Annotated in this window: 19 protein-coding genes; 11 read left to right on the top strand and 8 right to left on the bottom strand. The window is 63.1% G+C overall.

Annotation, left to right across the window (positions count from 1 at the left end):
• Positions 1-110 precede the first annotated feature (110 nt).
• From QTH97_RS27130 to QTH97_RS27140, 3 genes are all read left to right on the top strand, one after another.
• Positions 111-1,121 (top strand): methyltransferase, encoded by a 1,011-nt coding sequence (locus tag QTH97_RS27130; RefSeq protein ID WP_286571631.1) that lies wholly within the window; start codon positions 111-113, stop codon positions 1,119-1,121.
• A 443-nt stretch (positions 1,122-1,564) separates the two neighbouring features.
• A complete protein-coding gene (locus QTH97_RS27135) occupies positions 1,565-2,548 on the top strand; it encodes a PKD domain-containing protein (protein ID WP_286571632.1) in 984 nt (327 codons plus the stop codon).
• Positions 2,549-2,798: 250 nt separating this feature from the next.
• Positions 2,799-5,777: an ATP-binding protein gene (locus QTH97_RS27140; protein ID WP_286571633.1), complete on the top strand. Its 2,979-nt coding sequence runs from the start codon at positions 2,799-2,801 to the stop codon at positions 5,775-5,777.
• A gap of 4 nt (positions 5,778-5,781) precedes the next feature.
• Here the strand turns inward: QTH97_RS27140 and QTH97_RS27145 are convergent, their stop codons facing one another.
• The 3 genes from QTH97_RS27145 to QTH97_RS27155 form a co-directional block, all read right to left on the bottom strand.
• A complete protein-coding gene (locus tag QTH97_RS27145) occupies positions 5,782-9,345 on the bottom strand; it encodes a Dyp-type peroxidase domain-containing protein (protein WP_286571634.1) in 3,564 nt (1,187 codons plus the stop codon).
• Positions 9,346-9,954: 609 nt separating this feature from the next.
• Complete coding sequence (locus QTH97_RS27150; RefSeq protein ID WP_286571635.1) at positions 9,955-11,403, bottom strand: FAD-binding protein; 1,449 nt, start codon at positions 11,401-11,403, stop codon at positions 9,955-9,957.
• A gap of 65 nt (positions 11,404-11,468) precedes the next feature.
• The gene (locus QTH97_RS27155; protein ID WP_286571636.1) at positions 11,469-11,834 is read right to left on the bottom strand and encodes a hypothetical protein; all 366 of its coding nucleotides are present in this window, start codon (positions 11,832-11,834) and stop codon (positions 11,469-11,471) included.
• A 564-nt stretch (positions 11,835-12,398) separates the two neighbouring features.
• Between QTH97_RS27155 and QTH97_RS27160 the strand changes: the two genes are divergently transcribed.
• Both QTH97_RS27160 and QTH97_RS27165 read left to right on the top strand, forming a co-directional pair.
• On the top strand, positions 12,399-13,556 hold the full coding sequence (locus QTH97_RS27160; protein WP_286571637.1) for a hypothetical protein: 1,158 nt from the start codon (positions 12,399-12,401) through the stop codon (positions 13,554-13,556).
• 156 nt (positions 13,557-13,712) lie between these two features.
• The gene (locus QTH97_RS27165; RefSeq protein WP_286571638.1) at positions 13,713-14,177 is read left to right on the top strand and encodes a hypothetical protein; all 465 of its coding nucleotides are present in this window, start codon (positions 13,713-13,715) and stop codon (positions 14,175-14,177) included.
• Positions 14,178-15,070: 893 nt separating this feature from the next.
• Here the strand turns inward: QTH97_RS27165 and QTH97_RS27170 are convergent.
• Complete coding sequence (locus tag QTH97_RS27170) at positions 15,071-15,280, bottom strand: DNA-binding protein (protein WP_286571639.1); 210 nt, start codon at positions 15,278-15,280, stop codon at positions 15,071-15,073.
• 321 nt (positions 15,281-15,601) lie between these two features.
• On the opposite strand from QTH97_RS27170, the gene QTH97_RS37045 reads away from it, so the two are divergent.
• The 6 genes from QTH97_RS37045 to QTH97_RS27190 all read left to right on the top strand — a co-directional run bounded on the left by QTH97_RS37045 (position 15,602) and on the right by QTH97_RS27190 (position 19,176).
• Positions 15,602-15,859, top strand: coding sequence for a BPSL0761 family protein (locus tag QTH97_RS37045; protein ID WP_353655658.1), 258 nt, complete (start codon positions 15,602-15,604; stop codon positions 15,857-15,859).
• Between the two features lie 7 nt (positions 15,860-15,866).
• Positions 15,867-16,514, top strand: a complete 648-nt coding sequence (locus QTH97_RS27175; RefSeq protein WP_286571640.1) for an HAD domain-containing protein — start codon at positions 15,867-15,869, stop codon at positions 16,512-16,514.
• Positions 16,498-16,710: a BPSL0761 family protein gene (locus QTH97_RS37050; RefSeq protein ID WP_353655656.1), complete on the top strand. Its 213-nt coding sequence runs from the start codon at positions 16,498-16,500 to the stop codon at positions 16,708-16,710. Before QTH97_RS27175 ends, QTH97_RS37050 begins: the two co-directional genes overlap by 17 nt.
• A complete protein-coding gene (locus QTH97_RS27180; protein ID WP_286571641.1) occupies positions 16,707-17,249 on the top strand; it encodes an HAD domain-containing protein in 543 nt (180 codons plus the stop codon). The genes QTH97_RS37050 and QTH97_RS27180 overlap by 4 nt, the downstream gene beginning before the upstream one ends.
• A complete protein-coding gene (locus QTH97_RS27185) occupies positions 17,246-18,007 on the top strand; it encodes an RNA 2'-phosphotransferase (RefSeq protein WP_286571642.1) in 762 nt (253 codons plus the stop codon). The genes QTH97_RS27180 and QTH97_RS27185 overlap by 4 nt, the downstream gene beginning before the upstream one ends.
• Before the next feature lie 341 nt (positions 18,008-18,348).
• Complete coding sequence (locus QTH97_RS27190; protein ID WP_286571643.1) at positions 18,349-19,176, top strand: 8-oxoguanine DNA glycosylase; 828 nt, start codon at positions 18,349-18,351, stop codon at positions 19,174-19,176.
• Positions 19,177-19,225: 49 nt separating this feature from the next.
• Here QTH97_RS27190 and QTH97_RS27195 read toward each other — a convergent pair whose 3' ends face one another.
• The 4 genes from QTH97_RS27195 to QTH97_RS27210 all read right to left on the bottom strand — a co-directional run bounded on the left by QTH97_RS27195 (position 19,226) and on the right by QTH97_RS27210 (position 22,036).
• A complete protein-coding gene (locus QTH97_RS27195) occupies positions 19,226-19,570 on the bottom strand; it encodes a nitroreductase family protein (RefSeq protein ID WP_286571644.1) in 345 nt (114 codons plus the stop codon).
• A gap of 334 nt (positions 19,571-19,904) precedes the next feature.
• On the bottom strand, positions 19,905-20,498 hold the full coding sequence (locus QTH97_RS27200) for a 7-cyano-7-deazaguanine synthase (protein ID WP_286571645.1): 594 nt from the start codon (positions 20,496-20,498) through the stop codon (positions 19,905-19,907).
• Positions 20,495-21,712: a PfkB family carbohydrate kinase gene (locus tag QTH97_RS27205; protein WP_286571646.1), complete on the bottom strand. Its 1,218-nt coding sequence runs from the start codon at positions 21,710-21,712 to the stop codon at positions 20,495-20,497. Before QTH97_RS27205 ends, QTH97_RS27200 begins: the two co-directional genes overlap by 4 nt.
• Positions 21,713-22,036: a hypothetical protein gene (locus QTH97_RS27210; protein WP_286571647.1), complete on the bottom strand. Its 324-nt coding sequence runs from the start codon at positions 22,034-22,036 to the stop codon at positions 21,713-21,715.
• Positions 22,037-22,075: the final 39 nt, after the last annotated feature.

The raw sequence follows: 22,075 nt of genomic DNA on the forward strand, positions 1-22,075 counted from the left end.
AGTCGAGGGAGGCGCCATCTTGCCCAAGTTCCAGCCCTGCGGCCAGCGTCGCGAATGGCCCCGCGAGGTTCACAATGCTCGACCGATCCCACGCGATGCGAGGACACGCCATGCCAAGCGATTCGAATCCGGCGATCACCCTCCGCCGTCTGATCGACGGTTACCAGGTGTCCCAGGCGATTCACGTTGCCGCGAGGCTCGGCATCGCGGACCTGCTGGGGGACCGCAGCCGTACCGTCGACGAACTGGCTGCCGACACCGGCACGCATGCGCCCACCCTGTATCGGCTGCTGCGGGCGCTCGCGGGCATCGAGATCCTGCGCGAAGGCAATGGCCACGTGTTCGAACTCGCGCCGCTCGGGCAGCAACTTCGATCGGACGTCGCCGGGTCGATGGCGGGCTGGGCGGCATTCATCGGCAGCGAAGGCTACTGGCAGGCGTGGACCGGGCTGCTGCACAGCGTCCGCACGGGCGAGAACGCGTTTCGCCACGTTCATGGCGCCGATGTGTGGAGCTACCGTGCGATACGGCCCGAAGAAAGCGCGCTTTTCGATGGCGCGATGACGGCGCTCTCGCGTCAGGCGAGTGCCGCCCTGCTGGCTGCCTATGACTTCGGGCGCTTTCGCACGGTCGTCGATGTGGGCGGAGGGACAGGGGCGCTGCTGGCGGCCATATTGAGGGCGCATCCCGGGCTCGAAGGCATCCTGTTCGATCAACCGCACGTCGTGGCGGCAGCGAGTGCCTTCATGGAACGTGCGGGTGTCGCCGACCGATGCCGGATCGAGGGTGGCAGCTTCTTCGAAGCGGTGCCTGAAGGCGCGGATGCCTATGTGCTGCGCGCGGTGATCCACGACTGGGACGACGTCGAAGCGGTTCGCATCCTCACGGTGGTGCGCAAGGCGATGGCGGCCGATGGGCGCGTGCTGCTGGTCGAGCGAATCATCGCGCCGCCCAACGAGGGGCGCGATGCAAAGTTCTCGGACCTGAACATGCTGGTGGCGCCGGGTGGGCGCGAGCGGACGCGCGAGGCGTTCGAATTGCTCCTGGAGCCGGCAAGATTGCAGGCTGCGGCCGTGATCGAGGCCGGCGGCTTCGCCGTCGTCGAAGCCCTGCCTCGGTGATTTCACCGGATTTCACCGGAGTTCGAGTCTCTTCCTGCGCGTTCGCGCAGTCCCCGCCCTCCCCGTCTTGCGCGCCTGCTGCGGATTGCGTCATTTTGAGAGCATTCTCAACAACTAAGTCACAGACCGGAACATAGGGAGATAGACCGAAATACGGACGAAATAATTACAATTAGTACTTTTTGTAACATAGTTCGTCCCCGATGAGACCCCCCCTGGCACCTTGCCCCAAACCCCTGATCCACACGATCGCCGCAACTGCGGCAGCCCTGGCCCTTACCGCATGTGGCGGTGGTGGTTCGGGTTCCTATCCTGCCTTCGCACCAGCCCCGGCGACGCAAGCGCCGGTCGCTCCCCCGGTTTCGCAATCGCAAGCGCCGGCGCCGGCGCCGGCACCTGAACCTGGTCCCTCGACCGACAACAGCAACAACAACAAGACGCCTGTGAGCAATGCAGGCACCGCGCAAAGCACGATCACCGGCAAGTTGTTCAAGCTCGACGGTAGCGCCAGCTCGGACGCCGACAGCGACGCCCTCACCTACCAGTGGACGCTGGCAAGCAAGCCGGCCACGAGCGCGGCCACCCTCGCTTCACCGAATGTCGCGAAGCCCGAATTCACCGCCGACGTGCCGGGCAACTATGTGTTCAGCCTCATCGTGAACGACGGCAAGGCGGACAGCGCGCCGGCGAGCGTGACGGTGACCGTCGCCCTTGCCACCTGGCGAGACGCCGATTGCTCCACCGACGGCACCCAGCTGCCGGCCTGCACGATGGATTTCTCGGACAACAACAGCCTGGTCGGGCTCGACCCGGGCGCCAACGCCCTTGTTCTCGAAACGCTCGCCAGCACATCGCTGGCCGCGACGAAGAGCTATCACACGGGGATTACCGGCAACCGGGCCATCCTCGGCACGGAGATCCTCCATGGGGTGAAGCTGTCGGAGTTTGCAGGATTCAGCTTCAAGTCGAAGGACGACGGCACCGGTCCGAACACTGGCGCCGGCTTTCCGTACGTCAACTATTCCATCAGCAAGGAATGCAATGGCACCGGCTGGGCGAATCTGATCACCAACCTGAGTGACATGAGTCCGACGGGCCCCGATGCCGACGGCTACTACACCTACACCGCCGATATCTCGGCGGGCAGCAAGGCCTGGAAGTCGTCGCACTGGGACAACGCGATCTACGCCACCGACGGCACGACGGTCGTGCTGATGCCGAACAAGACGGCGACCGGTGGGTCCCTCCAGGCCCTCATCCAGGCCTATCCGAACGCCTGCATCTACAACTGGCCGAACCCGGACGCGAAAGTTCCTCTTGCCACGACGACGCCGGCGGTCATGCTCATGCTGGGCAGCAGCAAGAATCTCACGGCCAAGAAAGCCTGGTTCAAGGACATCAAGATCGGCGACAAGGTCGTCTTCTGATCCTTTGATCTCGTCGATGAAAAGCGCCCACCGGGCGCTTTTTTTTTGCGGGCCTGGCGGCGCTCCATCGCGCCGCAAATTTTCGGAAATCCACTACATTCGCATTACATCGACGCTTGCCAGTCAAGGGCGGAGCGCAGAATGCGGCGGCCTGTTGACTCGCGGAGAGTCTCCGCCAGGCGCTTGCTTCCATAACAATGCTTCGGGTGGTCGACACGATGCGACTTCCGCGCCGAGCCGAGGGGTTTCAATGATCGAGGAGTCGCGTGGTGGATCGGCTGGCATCCAACTGGGCAGGCGCTATCTGACCTTGCTCTTTGCCGACCTTTCCCAGTCGACCGAGCTGGCAGAGATCATGGAGACCGAGCACTACGCGGCCGTGCTCGGGGCGCTGCGAAAAATCTACCGGGACACCATCTCGCTGCACGGCGGGATGGTCGTGCGCGTGCAAGGCGACGGCTTGCTGGCGATGTTCGGCTACCCGGTGACGCGGGAGGATGACGGACGCGGCGCGGTCGCGGCGGCCCTCGAGATGCACCAGCAGATCCGGGAATTGCGCTCCGTGCTTCCGGCGGGCCGCACGCTGTGCCTGCACACGGGCATTCATGCAGGACTGACGCTGTTGAGTACCGGCGACGTCGAGTTGGGCCGCTTCGAGCTGCTGGGGCCTGTTCCCAATGTCGCGGCCCGGCTGTCGGACGCCGCGGGCCCGCACGAGATCCTGGTCAGCGAAGAGACGCTCGGTCCGGCCAGTCGATTCTTCGTGACGGGTCCGCCGCAACTGCTGAAGATCAAGGGTCGCGCCGCGCCTGTCCTGGTCTACCGCGTCGATGCGCGCGCCAGCGTGGCCGAAAGCCTTGCCGCCACCGCGCGCCATGGTGCGACCGCCTTCGTCGGGCGTCGCGCCGAACTCGCGCTCCTGGAGCGCGCGATGGACGACGCCACGGCCGGACGGGTCCGGTCGGTGGCGGTCGCGGGCCCACCCGGCCTGGGCAAGACCCGGCTGGTCGAGCACTTCCTCCGTCGCGTGGTGCAGCGCGGCTGCACGGTGCTGCGCGGCTATTGCGAGAGCGAACTGGGTGCCGAGCCGCTGCAGCCCTTTCACCACATGGTGCAATCGGTGGCCGGCGAGGCGCCGCCCAATACGCCCGACAGCTACGCGGCGCTGTTCGCGCGAATGGCCGAGCAGCAACCTCTGCTCCTCTTCGTCGACGACTGGCAGTGGGCCGACGATGCATCGCACCAGGTGCTCGTGGCGCTGCGCAAACGCTCGGGGGGAAGGTTGCTGATCGTGCTGTCCACACGCGTCGTCGCCGCCAGCGACGCTCCCACGGCGGCAGACCACACGCTCACGTTGATGCCCCTGAGCGATGCCGAATCCCTGCAGGTCATCGCCGCCTGGCTGCCTCGGGCCGACCCCTTCGTCGCGGAGGAGATCTGCCGCCATGCCAACGGCAATCCGCTGTTTCTCGAGGAACTGTGTCACTCGGCCGCGCGCGGCGATGCCGGGCGAAGCCTGGGCCGGGTCCAGGGCGGCGCGGGCTGGCTGAACCGCCTCGTCGAATCGCGCGTGCAGCACCTGCCCCCGGCGCAAATCGAGCTTGTTCGGGTGGCCGCGGTGATCGGCAACGTGATTCCGGCCTGGCTGCTCGAACGCATCTCGGGGCAGCGCGCGGACGGTCCCATGCAACTGGGCCTGGCCGAACAGGACTTCATCTTTCCGGGCGAACGTGCCGGCACGCTGCGCTTCAAGCACGGCCTGACGCGCGACATCATCTACGAGTCGGTGGGGCTCGCATTGCGGCAGGAACTCCACCTGCGCATTGCCGAGGCGATGCAGCGGCAAAGCACGGACGACGCCGAGGACGAGGCGATCGAGTCCCTGGCGCTGCACTTCGACGCGGGCGGCGATGCCGGGCAAGCGGCGCACTATGCCGAACTTGCCGGCGACAAGGCGCTGGAGGCCTCGGCGCTGGATCGCGCCCGCGCCCTCTACCGCATGGCGTTGGCGGCACTCGACCGGTTGCCGCAAAGCCCTTCGCTGGCGTTGCGCTGGGTGTCCATCGCGCAGAGCCTGGGTCGCGTGACGGTCTTCGATCCAGTGCGCAGCGAAGTGGCCTTGCATGAGCGCGCCGTCGATCTCGCCGAGCGCTACGGCGATGCCGCGACGGTCGCTCGCGCGCGCCATTGGCTCGCCTACAGCACCTACAGTCTCGGCGACGTGCGCGCGTCCATCGCCCAGGGCGAACAGGCGCTGGCCGAAGCCCGCGAGGCCGGAAACGAGAAGCTGGCCGTGCAGATCGTCGCTGCGCTCGGGGAAGCCCATTGCGCGGTCGCGCAGTACGACCGCGCCGCCGAACTGCTCGACGAAGCGATCGCCGTCAAGGAGCGGCACCGCGATGGCCGAGAGCTCAATGTCGGCCTGGCTTTCTCGCTGGTCTGTCGCGGTGCCCTGCTGGGCGACCGCGGGCTGTTCGCCCAGGCCGACCAGAGCTTCGATGAGGCGAGGGCCTGCATTGCGGGCGTCACGCACGTGATCGGCGCCTCGGTGCATGGCTGGCGCAGCGCGGTGCTGCTTTGGCAAGGGCGTTGGGTGGAGGCGCGCGAGGCCGCCGACGAATCCGGCCGCATCGCCGAAGCCACGCGCAGCCTGACGCAGTTGTCGGTGGCGCGCGCGATGAGCGCCTATGCCGATTGGATGCTGACGCGCCGACCCGAGCTGCTGCAGATCATCGTCGACGTCACGGCCTGGCTGGACCCGCGCGGAAGCGGCTTGTTCCGCTCCCTCAATCATGGCTGGCTGGCCGAGGGCATGATGCGCCTCGGGCGACGCGACGAGGCCCGTCACTATGCGGCACGGGCACTGCTTCGGGGCCGGCTCGGCGACTTTCTCGGCACAGCCATGAGCTACCGCGCACTGGCGCGCGCCGCCGCGGCGCAGCGGCCCGAGCGCGTGCCGCACTACCTGGGCAAGGCCATGAAGATCGCGCGCACGCGCGACTCCGCGCATGAGGTCGCGGTGACGCAACTGTGCACTGCCGAGATCGCCTGGCTCCACCGCGGCGAACGGTGCAATGCCTTGCTCGTCGAGGCCATGGCTGCGTTCGAGCACATGGGCATGGCATGGCACCTCGCGGAGGCGAGGCGGCTCCAGGCCTCGATCGAGGCGGACGCACGGGACGAGTCCAGGGCGCCCGAGGCGGCGTTGACTGCCGCCCATCCGCGATAGCAGCCTATGCGGGTGCGGGTGCCTTGTTGGGCGTGAGGATCAACAGCACCGGCGACCCTGTCGGCCGCAGCACACCGGCGTTCAGCAGTCCCGCGATCATGGCCAGCATCACGCCCATGGCCATGTGGTAGCCGGGGCAGCCGTGGACCGTTTCGTTGGTTTCGTCGGGCCCGTTGCGGCCGAACATCAGGACATCGGGCGCGGCAGGGTCCGTCAGCGCCGAAGCAATGCCCAGCACGACGCGGTGCTTGTCTTGCTTGTCGATGCCGGTATGGGCATCCACGGGGCAGCGCCACAGCATCTCCGGCACCGGCCGCTTGCGCATGGTGCCCAGCAACGCCTTGCGCAAGGCGGCGTTGGCCTCGTCGTAGGTGGGGTCGGCGCCGGCGGTCGCCTCGAACAGGGCGTCCTGGAACTGCCAAAGCGTCTCCTCCTTGATCCAGGTTTCCATCGTGCGGATGAAGTTGCCCTCGACCGTGGGCGGAAAACCCAGCAGCACACCGGCGATGCTGAGGGCAAGGTCGTCGACGGTCGCGGATGGTGCCAGGCGGGCTTTGATGTCTATGGCCAGCGTTCCCAGTTGGCCGCTGTCCGCCAGCCAGTCCTTCACGGCCTTCAGCACCGATTTGCCCTGCTCCTTGCCCGCTGCCTTCACGTCGTCGCGTGGCTGCGGCGAGAAGATGTAGCGCGAGGCCGTGGCGAAGTTGCCCGGACAGCGCGGCGTGCCCGCGTCCACCTCTAGCCGGCCGCCAGGGACCATGTGGGCGCCCTTCGGATCGGGCAGGCCGATCCAGATGCTGCACAGCTTGGCCATCACGCCGTCTCCGAGCGAGACCAGGTCGATCGGCCGCCGCACCAGGTCATCCGCGATCGGCGAGGGCAGGTCGGGGAATTTGGCGAGTGCGCCCTTCACGACCTTCATCGTCAGCTCGTAGGCCGCCTGTTCGCTGATGTTCAGAATGGCGTCGTTGAGCGGCAACTGGCTGTCGCGTGCCGGTCCGGGGTCCATGCCGAGCAGATTGAGGCCGATCGACGCCGTCATGCGGTCGCCATAACCCTCCACCGAGTAGTGGGTGCCATCGTCCTTCATGGCCGCCACGACCTCGTCGCAGGTGCCGAGCAGGTGGCCGTAGGGCGTGTCCTGTGGCGACGTCGTGATGCCGCCGCGCACCAGCTCCCACGCCTTCGGCGCGCGATCCGGGTCGTCGAGCTGCTGGCGCACCTCGTCGCGCTCGGCCTCCTCGATTTCTGCCGGCGTGGGGCCGGGCGCGCGCGGGCGTGGAGCGGCGGTCGGCAGCTCGGCATGGTAGGCGGCCAGCGTCTTCAACACCGGCAACGACGGCACGAATACATAGAGGCCCCATTCCAGATGCGCGAGCGGCTTGTGATCGAAATCGAAGCGGACCACGTTGCCTCTGTCGTCTACGTAGCGAAAGGTGTTCTTCTCGCCGACTTGCGGCACCCGCAGGAACGGGTCGGCCTGCGCCGAGCCCACGCCGCTGCTGTTGGCGCCTGTGATCCAGCCCTGAAGGGTCTCGAACTGCTCCGAGAGGCTGGCGCAGTAGGCCATGAAGACCGAGCCGCGCTCCGCGTCGGGCTGCTCCGGCAGCTTGGGCCCGTACGACATGCCGCGGCGAAAGATGCGCGGCATGTACGAGCGCCCGTCGCGCGGGTTGGCTCGCCGGACGTGCGACTGAAACGGACACTTGTCGCTCGCGGAGTCGTAGTTGAATTCGTTCGGCCCGGCACCGGCGGGAAGCGGCACCAGGGCCGTACCATCCCGGTTGCGGCCCATCATCCGGGTCTGCAGTTCGTCGCGCTCGGCGTCGTCCGCGAGCCTCGACATCGCGGCGTTCAGGGTGTCGATGTTCTGGCGCATCTTGCGCACCACCAGGAAAGTGCCATTCATCTTCAGGGGATCGAGCGCAGGGTTCTCGGCATCGCCACGGCCGGTGGCGTGACCCAGCAACAGTTCCCCCGGCCTCACACGATCGTCGAACGCCAGCGGCGGATTGGCTGGCAGCGCTCCCGTGTAGATCTTCGGCTGGCTGACGCCGTCTACAAAGTTGAGGTGACCGGTGACCTCCCCCTTGTCATTGCGGTAGCTGCGGGTCGGCTGCACGGCCAGCACACGCAGACCGCTGCCTGTCGCATTCAGCGCATCCACCTCTGCCTTCAGCAGCGGATGCAGGTCGGCCGACGCGTTGGCCGGGTCGGCCAGGCGCATTTGCACGAGCACGTGCACCGCCTTGATATCAACCCGGCGCCCGGTCGCCTCCATGCCCCAGCGCAACGGCCGGCGCCAGCGGTCTGGATGGTTGGCGCGCACGTCGCCGAGCAAGGAGCACCGCGCCTCCATGCCCTCGACGAACTCCTGCGGCAAGCCGTTCAGGCGCGAGGCGGCGATGCCGAGCGCGGCCAGCCCTGCGTGCGTGAAGCCGATCATGAAGGCGATGCCGTTGGGCACCAGCGGGCCGCAGCGAGGCTCGAGGGCCTGGAGCGCGGTGCACGCGTGGCCGGCGTTCGAGACGCGCAGCAGCACCACGCAGCCGTGCGTGACAGGCTCGTTGGTGGCAAGGATGTGACCCTGGAGCAATGTGGGGTCGTAGCGCACGGCGGGGGGAGGCGGCGGGGGCGGGGGCACGGTCGCGGCACCCATCGAGGGCGCCTTGCCCGCGAGCCAGTCCAACTGATCGCGGTACAGCTCCAGTTCCTTGTTGACCTCGGCCCATTCCTTGTAGTTCCGCTCGCCGTCCTTGCGTTTGTCCAGCCGCATCTTCAATTCGATGGAACCCTGCAGGATCGATTGAGCAAAGCGGCGCAGCGTGGCGTTGTCGCCGTTGCCGGACGGGAAGTAAGTCGACAGCCGGTACAAACCGGCGAGCGTGCGCAATGGCAGCACCAGCGTGCCCTTGACGTCCTTCTCTGCCCGCTCCAGCGCCGATTCTTTCGCCTTCGCCGACGAAGGCAGGGCCACCCGGGCGATCGCCGCATCGGCACCGGGCGTATGGCCCTTTTCGCGCTGTACCCTTTCAACCTCCGCCAGGTAGTCCTGATCGCCAAGCGGCATCACCGAATCGGCATAGAAGGTGCCGCCCGCCACCTCGTTGCGACGCACCCAGGCGCAGTAGTCCTCGTAGGTGGATGTGAGGGAGCCGGGGTAGCCGTCGCAGTGGCAGAACAACAGGTCGAGCAAGGCGCCCAGATCGCGGTAGATCACCCGCATGTAGGGTTCCCAGCCGCCATCGAAGGTCACGTTGAGCGACAGGCGCCAGGTGCCGCCGTCGGGCTGCTGATCGTCCGGCAACTCGGGGACGGGCGGCACGATGGCGTAGCGGAAGTGGTCGATGATGCCGAACTGCCCCACCGAATCCGGGAACACAGGCTGCAGCAGTTCCGACTCGCGCACGTTCTGCCGCGCCGAGAACAGCGCATCGAGCACCTTGCGCAATCGTTCGAGATAGCTGATGGGCTCGAACCCGATCACCATGCCTTGCTTGACCGGCGCCAGCACCGACAGGTTGGTGATGCCGCCCAGGACGGTGCTTCGCTTTTTCATCTGCGCCATGTCCACGCTCCTCGTTGTGCGCCGCCTCGCCGAAGTGACAGTTGGCATTGGCAGTACTTGGCCCCCTCGAGCCACACGCTTCTATTGATCCATGCTTGCCGACGCGATGGCGTGGGGCCATCCGCCGGGATGTGGAGTCGTGATGTTGAGCATGGAAGCCTCGGACTGCACCCTCAATCGGATGGATGGAGATCGTTTCTGCCGATCAACGCGCGGCGATATCAGACCGGTTCGACCGAACCCGCGAGTTGTCCCATCTACAGCGCTGATGACCCAAACAAAAAGCCCGCTACCAATCTGATAGCGGGCTTTTTGTCCCTTGCGGGTCTTGTTCTGGTGGCCTGGGGCGGAATCGAACCACCGACACGCGGATTTTCAATGCCAATCCTGGGTGTCAGTGAACTGCTTTCCTCACACAACTACTAACAAAATCAAGCACTTAGAGGAAAGTGAACAGCAACTAACGTCTGTCAATTTGCACTCGTTCGCACTCGTTTCCCATCGCCATTGACAGAAAAGCTGCCAGAAATCCAAGCGATGCAGTCATTGTAGCGATACGCTTCACCGCGGCCTACGCCGCGCAAGACAAGCTCGATGCGCCACGGCAGCTCAGGAAGGCAAGTCGAAGGGGACCATCTGCTCGGGAACGGGCGCACGCCCCCGCGCCGCAGATGGAGAAATTCCGTGACGAATAAGAATCAGTTCAGCCGTTTTGGGTGCGACCGGCGACATCGATGGAAACGCCGCCTTGAGGTGAACGGTATGAGAGTAACCAAAACATGCGCCGGGCGTGCTGCACTTGTGACCGTTCGGGGGCCTGATAGACGTGATTTCATACCCGCGATGAATGTGCCAGCCCGTCACCGTCCTCGAGGCTGTGACAAGCTCCTCGAGCAGTAGCACCAGAAATCGGTTGAGCGCGTAGGCGTATCCCGGAGTCGCCTCTTTGACTACCCACGTGACGTGCAGGCGCTTTGCCATAACTTCGGGGCGGAACACAGCCCGAAGTAACGCGTGCAGGTTGCTATGGGACATTTTCCACGACGCAACCAGCTTGGACACCGCTGCCTCGATGGCCTTGTGCCACGCTTCTAGTTCCCCCGGCACACCCTTGTTTGACTTCCATGCATGTGCTCTTCGCGCCTTGTCCTCCGCAGCCAAAATGTCGGCCCGCAACCATTCGGGTTGCAAATCGAAAGTAGGTGATAGCTCGCGCCCGCGCGTTTCCAGCTTTTCGAAGAGTTCTTTGCCGAACCATCCTGTGAGTGCGCGCTGGACGTCCTGCATCGCGCCATCACCCCCGCCGGAGATGAGGACCCCGTTCAACACCTTGGGTAACGGCAAATGACCGTCCGAGAGATTGTCGTTGTCGAACCAGAATCGGTGACCTGAGAAGCCGCCCCAACTTCCCGGAGGTGGAAAGTCACTCGTCAACTCGTCGCCAAACCCGTAGCAGCGCACCACTACAGCGAATCGTTCGGTCGTGTCGGTTGCGGACTTCCAGGGTCCCGAAACGTCTACACCTGCTTTCGGACTCAGGTCAGTAATTCCCGCAAAAAAGGGGTCAGCGTTCTCTGGCGGTCGAACGGTCACCTTCCCTCGGCCCATTTGCCCTGCACGGTGGGCCGTCCAATCCTGGAATTCTTTCATGAAGGAGTTCGCCAAGGCACTGCCAGGACCGACGGTCTGCGGAAGGACAGCGCTGCGCATTCCGAATGGGAACACACCCTTAGTCCAGTGCGCATGAGGCCAGTCGTATTCAGTCGGGTCCACCCGACGAAAGGACGCTTGCAGCAGAGTAGAAAATGGCGCTGCGTCCTTCTCAATGACCGTCACATTCACACCGCCTTCGGCCGCAGTCATGGCGACCGTCATCCCAGCAGCTCCGCCGCCTAAGACAAGCAACTTTGACGCGGACGAAAGGATGCCTTCATCGAGAAGCCCCTGAGCGAGCAGCGTGGCACGCAGCAACTGGTCGCGAACGTTCCCCGTTCGAAGACTCGTTAAGTCAAAGACCCTCGGAGAAACACGATGGTACGCGAGTGCCTGGTTCGGCATTCGACCCTCCCATATGCGGTGTTCGCCGAAGCGAAGCTTTTTTTATGAGCGCGCTGTGCGGGGGACTAGATGAGCCCGCGTCTCGTTTCACGACGATTTGTCCAGTACCAATTGATGTACTGCTCTGCCCCGGCTTTCAAGCTTTCCGAGTTGCTCCTGTGCAGCCCGATTTGGCGTGCTGCCAGCTTGGCGGGTGTCGGCTCTAGGTCTCTGACGACCGCGTCTCGAGGGAAGACAATCACGCCGCTTGGAACTTTGTCTTCGCGCATCTGCTTTTCGAGGTCAGACGCTGCGGCCTCAAGGCCTTCGAGCTCAGGCAGCAAGGCAACATCCAACCCATCGATGCGCAAAATCGAAACGGACGAGGTCTGCCCACGGGCCGGCTCAGCACGAGGGGGCTCTTCAGGCAGCAGGTCGTAAACCTCAGGCATTTGGACACTCCTCACTAGCAGCGCCGTGATTTCACCGCACAGTACGGGCAGCGCCGCCCGCACACGGTAGGACTTTCCCGCACATCAACGTAATACTTTCGTATTCGCGGAGGGCTGACAACCACATTCTAAGCCTTGACGATGAACGCGTGCCATGCTAGCCAATTTTCAGGCAGGAGAAGGAAGGAAGTCACAGGAGAATGGCCCCAAAATGGGGCAGCTCAAGGGGAGTTGGGCTATCCACGCAATCATCGTGCCCCCCTCGAACATCCCACGCGCCCGGCAACGCAGGCTGTTTAGGGCGATGGTCCGACGCTCTGTGTGTCCCCTGACGCATCTAAAGCTCCTACACCGACGGTCGGCGCTAGGCGCGGGCACCGGGGTTTGCGCAAGGAATCGCTTGGAACTCCCACCCCGGGAGCTGGAAGGAGCAGGGCGGGCGAACAATCCTTGGGATACCCGGCATTCCCGCGGGCAGCAGACTCACGGGCAGCGCTTGAGCGAGCTGCGGCCAATGGGCGCCGCGAATCGCTCGACCTCTGACCTTGCTCGCGGAGCCACGCCATGGAAATATCGCGCGAAGACCTTTACCGACGCGTCTGGGAGACGCCCCTCACCAGGCTCGCCGCGGAGTGGGGACTTACCGATGTCGGGCTCGCCAAGCTTTGCCGCCGCCACAACATCCCGACCCCACCGGTTGGTCATTGGACCAAGGTCGCTCACGGCAAAGGCGTGATGCGGCCGGCGCTGCCCGAAGCGAATGAAACCACGGTGGCGCTCAGCACGGCCCCCGCACCGCCATCCACAGGTGCGGCGGTCGTTGCCGAGGAATTCCCGGACTTGAAGATTGTTGTGAGGCAGGACTTGAGCAACCTCGCACCGGTTGCCGCCGCCACCTTCGTGAGCTTGCTGAAGACGAAGACTGCGGACTCAGGACTCGTGTTCTCCGGCGGTCCGAAGTTGGCGTCGTGCAGCTTGAGTCGGGCGACGGTCGAGCGCGCCGTGCGCCTCTTGGATGCCATCGAGCGCGCGCTGCCGGCGGTGAACGCAAAGTTCGTTCATGCCAAAGATGCCGGGCGTCTCAGCGTGGAGGTCGACGGCGAGAAAGTGACCTTTTCGCTCGACGAGAAGTTCAAGCGCACGGAACACGTCACACAAGACCCTCGGTATCCCTCTCTGAAGAATCGCGACTACACGTATGAGTTTTCCGGCGACCTCAAGGTGTCCATCGACGGTTACTACGACGGCAGGAAGACCTGGTCAGACGGTTCGCGTGCGCGGCTGGACGACAAACTCACGGAAGTCATCCTCGGGTTGGTAGCAGCCGCTAGGTCGATGCGAGCGCGACGAGAAGAGCGCGAAGCGCAGCGCCTTCGGTGGGAGGAGGTCGCGAAGATTCGGGCGCGCGAAGCGGAGGAAGAGCGCCGACTGCTCGCGTTTCGAAGCAAGTTCGCGAACGAGGCCGCCGCGTGGGTGCGACACCGCGAAGCCCAGGAGTACTTGGCGTTTTTACAACGCTCGCTCAGCGATGGGCAACCCGAAGTGGCGCTTCCGGAGGCAAGCACTGCCTGGCTCGGTGTAGCACAGCGGGCTGTAGCTGAGCTCGACCCGTCCGCGCATCGCCTGCATCTGCTGCGCACCGGTTACTCCCCGAGTTCTTGGGAGGCGCCCTTTGGCGGCGTGATTGTCAAGGAATCAGCTAGAGGCTCGCCTGCGGCGTGATTGACGACGGACTGTTCTCACCGTTCTTCGTTGGAAAGACGGTTGGCTTGCGCGCATTTGCGTCTAGGCCGCCCGAATCTAAAAGATGCTTCTACACGAACGGCACCGGCAGCAATGTCCGGCCGACAACCACCCAATCCGCACTGAAAGCACCCCATGACCGTGACCCTAACCCAGCCTCCTTCCCTCGAAGAACTGCAGGAAACGAAGGCCCGTCGCAAATTCAACCCGGGCTCCTGCCCAGACTCCTACCGTCCAGGCAATGCCGAGGAACACTGCGCGCAGCTGCTGTCTACCGACTGGGCATACGTCTTCGGCAATTGCGGGCTGGTCCATCAGGCCTGTCCAACCGCGTTCGAGCTGCTGGTGCTCCAGCGATACCACGCCAACGATGCAGATAGTTCCGTTCACGATTACTACGAGCTGCGCCGCCGCGTCCGGGTGATTGAGGACGAGATGGAACAAGCGAGGTCGCAGATTTTGACGCGCACGCCAGGGCGCCCATCCCTCACGATGCACTACGCCCTGCTTGAGTTCCGCGACGCCGTCGTGCGCAAGATGCACGCGGCCCGCGAGAGTCTCTACCGTGCCACCGCAGAACGGTGCCACGAAGCCGAGTAGGACGCGACCATGGACTCCGAAACGAGCGCCGGCGAGCCATTTGTCGACGGCTGCCACCACCAAATCGGCGAGACTGACCAGCAAGGCCGCACATTCCTCGGCTACCTCGAAGCTCGCCCCTCCGCGGCGCCCGCATGGTCGTCGTCGAAGTGCGAGGAATCAACGCCGCCAGACGTCGATTGGTCGAGGACTCCGCACTGAGCCAGGAGCCAGGAGCCAGGAGCCAGGAGCCAACACGATTTTGTCGACAAAATCGGACAGGTCGCCGAGGTGCAACCAACCTTTGTTCAGCCCGTCCGACTCAGTCGTTGAAATGCGACGAACGTCGGGCGTTCGTCCCCTACAGAGGCCGGACCCGGCAAGTCAGACCTTCGGGCCTGCGCGAAGAAGCCTCTGAAGAAGTGCTGTTCCGCCGGCGTTGTTCATCGTCAGCGACGCGGACGTGCCCTGCGACTTGTCATAGACGACCAGGTCCTCGCGGCTGTCGCGCGAGGCCTCAAATCCCACGCGTCGACGTGCCGAGTAACGATGACCAGCTTCTCGTTGTCAAGCACGAGATTGCGCGTGAGCTCTCGCGCTCCAATGACACTGGGAAGCTTCTTGAGCCCTGCCCCAGAACGCTGAACCGGCTGAGCAATCCGCTGTGCTCGACGTCGGCCGGTGTCAACGGGTCCGGGGCCCCTGGCTTTGCGCTGTGGCTCAAGGAAATCAACACGACAAAGGACCTGCAGCCCGCCGACCGAGCGCGAAATTTTGTCGACAAAATCCTCTTTCTGATTCCGGGGGGCCGGCAGAGGCGGGCCCGGTTCCACGACCATTGAATACGAGGGACTCCTCCTTCCTCGGAATGCGCAGGGACGTTGAGGGCGACCATCATGGCCGCCCTCATTCAATCAATCATCTTCTTGTCTCGTCTTGGATGCGTGCGAGGAAAATCCCAGCGCGTTGAGGTGCTTGTTGATGGTCGTGTAGCTGCCTCGACCGCCCAACTCCAATCGCACGTTCCAGGGGCCTACCCGCCTGCCCTGCTTCAGCAACGCGATGCAGGCGTCGCGCACCTCTTCCAGGGTGATGTGGCCCTTCCCTACTGTCTTCTTCGCCATGAATGGCCTTTGCAAATGAGGACGACACCGCGTCGTCCGCACTGCGTGTAGCCACCACCTCTCGAGCAAGCCTGAACGGGGAGGTGTAATCAAAATTTCTTGTCTGTCACCCGGTCTCTTGGGAGCATCAGGGATAGAGCCGATTCCGACTGCCGAGTGCATCGCCTCCTGCGCTTGTCTGAGCAGCCAACGCACAGCCTCTGCAGTTCCCGGACGGAGAACCGAACCTTCGAAAGCACTTCGCATTCGATACACAAAGGCCCGAGATTGAGAAACGACAACAAAGCGAAACCACGACAACGCACCCTCGTGCATGCCCTGATGGATGAGTGCGACGCAATTCGACAGCGAAGCCTCGTGACAGTGCCGAATGAGCGAACCCAAGCGGTCCTACATACGCGAGCCTTCCTTGAACTCTTCGTCGCCGGATGCTTAAGCGACTACGACAACGAGGACTTGAAGGCGCATGTGCAAGGGCTGCTGCGACACTTTCCAAATAGCTCGGACATGCACATGGTGGCGATAGCCCTTCCGAAGGCTTGGGGTCCGCAATGGGCGGGGCCATTTGATGCTCACTAATCACCGAATGGCCACGACGTCCCTGCGGCAACGCAGCTTGACGGGCTATGGGGGACCAGCGAGCTTGGCCAATCGGACGGTACTATTTCTCGACATCGACGACGTCATCTGCAAGAACTCGCCATACGGTGGCTATGACGTCGCTATGGCTTTCTCGGGCGTCAGCTCCTCCGGCGTAGCGAGCTTGAAGCGCCACGCCGAACTATGGCAAACACTTTTTGACGCTGACGCTTGCTCGTACCTGCGCGCGCTCTACAACGAGTTTTGTCCGGTATACGTCTTATCGACCTCATGGTGGTGGCTTCTCGACGACGACGCGCTGCGAGAGGTACTCATACGCACCGGGCTCGGATTTGTTGTGGACAATCTGCATTCGGACATGGCCACTCCGAAAGGCTCGCGTCCGAATCTTCGATGGACTGAAATCAAGGCCTGGCTCGACGCACACGCTGAGTTTGCCGGCAACTGGGTCGTTCTCGATGACCACCTTTCGGGGACCGGCCTATTTGCCGGCCAGCCGGAAGAGCGTCGCCCCTACATCGTCCTGTGTTCCGAAGGCGTCGGGCTGACCGAACGCGAGTATTTGCAGCTTCGTGCTGCCTTCCAACTGCGCTCCGTGAAGCATGCAAGGTCGACCCATGACGATACCAAGTGAGCGCACAAGAGCAGTGGTCGAAACGCGCCGATTCCTGGAGAAAATAGCTGCAGGCCGAATGGTGCGGGAATCTCCCGAGCGCCTTCAAGACTACGCGAGAGCGTTGCTGCGACATTATCCGAACGGCTCGGATTTGCTCTTAACGTCGAGTGTGTTGCCGGCCTGGTGGTCGCCTCCCGAAGAGCCCCGACCATGACTGGCCTCGCCCCCACAAAGGTCCCGGGTGGCCGCGGGGAGCTGGTGCTCTACCTAGACTACGACGGGGTCATGCATCACGAAGATGTTTGGTGGCACCCAAGACGCGGACCATACATCAAGGCCCCCGGGTGCTACACGCTCTTTCAGCACACTCAGGTACTTGTCGATGCCCTAGAGCCGTATCCGAACATGAAGATTGTCCTGTCGACATCGTGGGTGCGGCACTACACTTTTTCCAAAGCCGCCAAGCGGCTCCCCCCACCACTGCAACAACGGGTCATCGGGGCGACATTTCACACCGAGATGCACGAAGGAAATTTCGTAGCGACCCCCCGAGGATTGCAAGTGTGGGCAGATGTCTTGCGACGCCAGCCGCGTGATTGGCTCGCAATCGATGACGACTGTCTGCACTGGCCGGCATGGTGTCGTGAAAAACTGGTATGGACTCACGACGAGCTTGGCATCAGCGAACCGAGAGTCCTCGCTGAACTCAAGACGAAGCTCGCGCTGATGCACGCCAAGGGAAATACGCCATGAACAAGCCCGGCAAAGCTGCCAACCGAGCAGCAAAGCTCGAGGCGTTCGAGCGCGCGCGGGCTGAATCTCGCGAGCATGCTAGGGAGCCTAGCCCATACTTTTTTGAAAAGGCAGAGGCGAAGTCGGGGCTCGGCCTGATAGCGGCTAGTTCCAGAGCTCCTTTGGTTCGAAGCGGAATGAAGCCCGACCTTGTTCCCAAGTCGAGGCTGCTCGCGCGCGTACTTAGGCACAAGCCCGAACTCTGGGGCGTGAAGCTCGACCGAGAGGGGTGGTGCACGGTCGAGGCGCTAATGGAAGGTGCCGCGAAAGTCGGCCAGATGTTGAGCTTGGGCGAACTCCACGAAATCGTTGCGACAAACGACAAGGCGAGGTTCACGCTGTCGCCAGATGGAGTTCGAATTCGCGCCGCGCAGGGGCACTCCGTTCCCGTCGTCCTCAATCTGCGCACGGTAGTGCCACCGCCGGTGCTCTATCACGGAACTGTTCGCAAAAACCTGCCGGCGATTCGCCGTGAAGGCTTGAAGCCAATGAGCCGACATGCGGTCCATCTGTCTGCAACGAAAGAAGCGGCGGCCGCCGTCGGGGGACGTCGCGGGGCGCCCGTCGTTCTGATTGTCGACAGCTACGCAATGAATCGTGCCGGGTTCGAGTTTCAGCAAGCTGAGAATGATGTTTGGCTGACGGCAGCGGTCCCCCCGCAGTTTCTGAAGCTCCTGGCGCACATGCGGCGTGGACGACCTGCTACTACTCGAACTTGAGCCACTGAACATGTTTTGTAGGAGTTCGAGGTGCCAGCCCAAGCAATAGAGGTCCATGCTCGGCGACGCTAACGTCAGATTCGGATTCGAAAACCTCGCGCTGCGACGACAGATAAGCTCCGTTGGGGCGCCAGCCGCGCAGCGAGAGTATCGGAGCCGAGCTCAGCGGCGTCATCACCGCGGAGATTGACCAGGGCCCGTCGCTGCTTACGCTTGTCCGCCTCGCGAATGCTGCGAGCAAGCTCCGTTCGGACGCCGTTAAGATGCGAGGGTTCTCGTTTTGCCACCCCCGGGCGTTGCGTAGCCACACGCGGCGCCATCGGTTCCTGACGTACCGCCAAATGACCCAGACCGCTGTTCTCTACTCGAGGGTTGGAGTGCTGAAGGCCGAGCTCCCTTCGGCTGGAATTGAACTGATGCCAGGCGTGTGCTGGGGCGCTGTCGATGCCTTCCCGACACCTGCCTACTGGGTCTTTCAAACGTTAAACCGGCGCATGAACAGCGCGCCCCTGCGCTACCGCCTAGGCAGAAGTCTTGCCGAAGAGGTTGGTGCTTGCCTGCTCGGCGGTCATGGCATACCTGCGGAGGTGGGGCTTGCAGCGTATGAGCGCATGCGCTTGAAGGACGCATTCAACCCAAGAGCCATTCCCACGGAGGAATCCGTCCTGGATTGGCTAGCGGAACCGTTGGAAGTCGCGACTAGGCGCGTTCGGTATCGTTTCGCCGCACAGAAATCTCGGTACTTGGCAGCATGCCTGCCAATCGTTCATGACGCGCCCTCGTTCGCGACTGGAAGGCAGCTTCGAGACTGGCTGCTCGCATTGCCCGGTATCGGGCCAAAAACAGCATCCTGGGTCGCCAGGAACTGGATGGACGCCGATGACGTCGCCATCCTAGACGTACACATCCTGCGGTTTGGACAGGCTATCGGTTTGTTCGATACGTCTATGAAAGTCGAGAAGGACTACCTGAAGCTAGAGTCGCTTTTCCTGGAATTCAGTTCGAGGGTGGACGTGCGGCCGTCAGAACTTGACGCCGTCATCTGGTATGAGATGGCCAACTCGCCATTGGCAGTCCGAGCATTGTCAAAGCAGCATCGCGCTCCAAAGCCTGGCGCAAGACCGAGTCGAAAGTCTGGTCCAAAGACCGTGCAGTTCGAGCTCATTTGAGCGAGCGCGGTGATGCGCTCTTTCTTCATGGCATGACGGCCGATGAGCGCTACATCGTGACCGGGCCGGCTGGCCGCGACCCGACGAGAAGCAATCCAGCGCCTTGAAGCACCCCACTGGGCGCGAGAGGCGCGACGAATGAGTTACCGGTCACGCCAAGGGGGCAGAAGCTCAGACCGAGTGCTTCAGCGACGATTGAAACGTAGCCAAGCACGACTCCACCGTCGCGCATGACGAGGCTTTCCGGCGCCTCGTATTTGGCGTGAGTTTTGCCTGGTTCAGCAACGAGCGCTATCAGCGTCGCTTCGTTGCTGACCACCATCTCGTTGGCGCAATTGCGCGCCGCGTCCGCAAGGCTTTCGGTGCCAGGAATTTCGAGCAATGCGTGGCGCATCGGGTCGTAGCGCTCCCATGGTCTCGCGCCTTCGCGCTGGCAAAGCACATGCATCGGATGGACGGCCCCAGCGGAAGGATATGCTCGAAGTTCCTGGGGGAAGCCATACAGAGACGCCCGTGCCGCGCGAGTCTGGCACGCAACTCCCAACAGGTTCGCGAGTTGAACTAGCGCCAAAGCGCCGAACTCTCGCCGCGTGCGACGGTCGCGCAAGAGGGAGAGCAGGTCTGCCACAGGCATTGGAGACGCCGGTTCCAATGCGAGGAAGGCTCCTTCCGCCCATCGAACTGGCCCGTAAGGCAAAGCTCGCGCCCTTGGAGAGGGTTCCAACAATCTAGGCTGCCTCGCTCAGCGCAGCCATGGACTCGATGTACTTGTTGCAACCCCGACAGTTGTTGCATGGCAAGTCAGCCTTGTGGCAGCTGTGGGCCCACGCCAGGATGTTGTCCGGGACTTCGCCATGCCTGACCAGTTCGGGAGTGCTGAACCCGATGGCTGGAGCTTCAACCTTCAGTTCGCCTTCTTGATACTGCACCAAGTCGTTCATGAGGCGTACGAACTCTTTGGTGCCGTCGCGATGACCCTCGTCGGACCGTACCGTTCCGATGTAGAGCGTGCGCACTCCCAACGCGATTCCCTTCATCACGGCGAACGTGATGAGCATTTGATTGCGGTAGGGCCACCAGTCACTTGCCGGCGCCGTCGCGTCCGGCACAGTGCCCGCCATGTCGCCGGAACCCAGCGCGCGACAGTCGACCGTCACGACGTGATGTTTTATTCCAAGGGCAGCACAGACCGCCGCCGACGCTCTCTTTTCGGCTTGGGCAGCGCGTTGGCCGTAGTCGATGGTGATGGCGTGCTCTGGCCGCTTCCACCAGGCAATAGAAACCGAGTCCATGCCTCCCGATAGCAGAAGGGCCGTGGTCATTCGCAGGTCGCCTTCCACAGTGCGCTGTAGAGTGCAGTCGTGAAGTCCCGGCAGACCACACACCCGGAGCCCTCAGCCATCTTCATGCTCTCGTCGCTCTCGCGCTCGGACAGCACGACCACCGGCTTGTCAAGGGCCCGCGCGTATCCAATCTCGTACAGGGTGCCTGCATCGAGACCGTCGGCAATGGCGAACACGATGTCGCAACGTTGAATGGCCTCCAGGTCCTGGTGCACCACATCCGAGGCAGCACCAAGCCCGATGTCGTGGAACGGCGAAAAGACTTCGAGTCCAAGCTCCGTCAATCGCGCCAGAGTCTCTTCGATAAGCCAAACTTGGGCAATGTCGAAGAATGGGCCCGCCAAGTACACATTGGGACGCTTGCCAGCCCTGCATTCCGGCTTAGTCGTAATTTTTTCGGGTGTGAAGTTCGACAGAAACTGCGCAGTCGGCAGGATTCGGTTCTCACAGTAGAAAGCGGTGGCTCGAGAGGCCCAGTCTGCGGCCTCTACCGGCGTCTTGCCTTCGTGCATCCATGCCAAGGCAAAGTGAGCAGCAAAGGTATCACCGGAGCCAATCTTCCAGACAGTCTTTGTTCGATAGGCAGGTACAGTCTGAACTCCCTCCTCAGTCCACACGAGGGCACCAGCTGGCCCCAGCTTGATGACGACCACTGCGGCGTCGTCGCGCCTGCCAAGTGTTTCGGCGCAGACCTCGGGTGGTGTGTCGAGAGGAAGGCCGGCCATTGTGCGTGCCTCGTATGCGTTTAACACCAACGCGAGGTAGTCGGCCTGTGAGCCATTCGCACTGAAAGACTTTGGAGCTCCAACGTTCTGGGGGTCGTAGACAGCCCAAACGGCGCGAACGATTGCATCGCTCTCGAGCATGCCGAAACGCAAGACCTTCTCCCCTTCGATTCGCAGCGGCGGCAGCGCCGGTTCGGCGACCCCTCTGATGGCCGGCGGGGCGGAGTCGTGCAGGTAGCGGAACGATGGCGTCTGCTCAGTGGGCTGGTCCGCTAGAGCCAGTGGCAGCAAGGCCGCCTCCATCATGAAGGTGTTGCGAGCAGACTGCGTCGAATAGCAGTGCAACGTCAAATCGACACCCATTGATGCGATGGCAACAGCAGCACGCCCGGCGGAACCGAAGACCCGGTCCCACTGTGGGCGAACGCATTCCTCGCGGTACAGACCGCCTACAACATCAACGGTCATTTAGACCGGCTCGATGTTGACCAGCACGCGCGGTCCGCTGATGCTCTGCACGGTAGCCGAATAATTGGTGCCCGCGGCGAGGCAATCGCGCAGCCGGCTGACCTGGCCTCCTGCGAGGCCACCGACGCGTGTGGCGCCATTGAAAAGCGCAACGACCTGATGACCGCCCAAGTGCTGGAGGGTGACTGTCAAGACCATGCCCACCAGAACTGTCGCGATGCCCACGGGGTCCGGAGTCGCAATTTGGATTTGAAGTCGAAGATTGCTGCACGCGACATCGCCTACATCGACAAATCCGCCACCACCACCGCCGCTTCCTGACATCGAACGCTCCTCTTTTTTGGTCCACCTCACACCTTGGCC

The sequence above is a fragment of the Variovorax gracilis genome (genome assembly GCF_030317115.1).
GTDB lineage: Bacteria > Pseudomonadota > Gammaproteobacteria > Burkholderiales > Burkholderiaceae_C > Variovorax > Variovorax gracilis.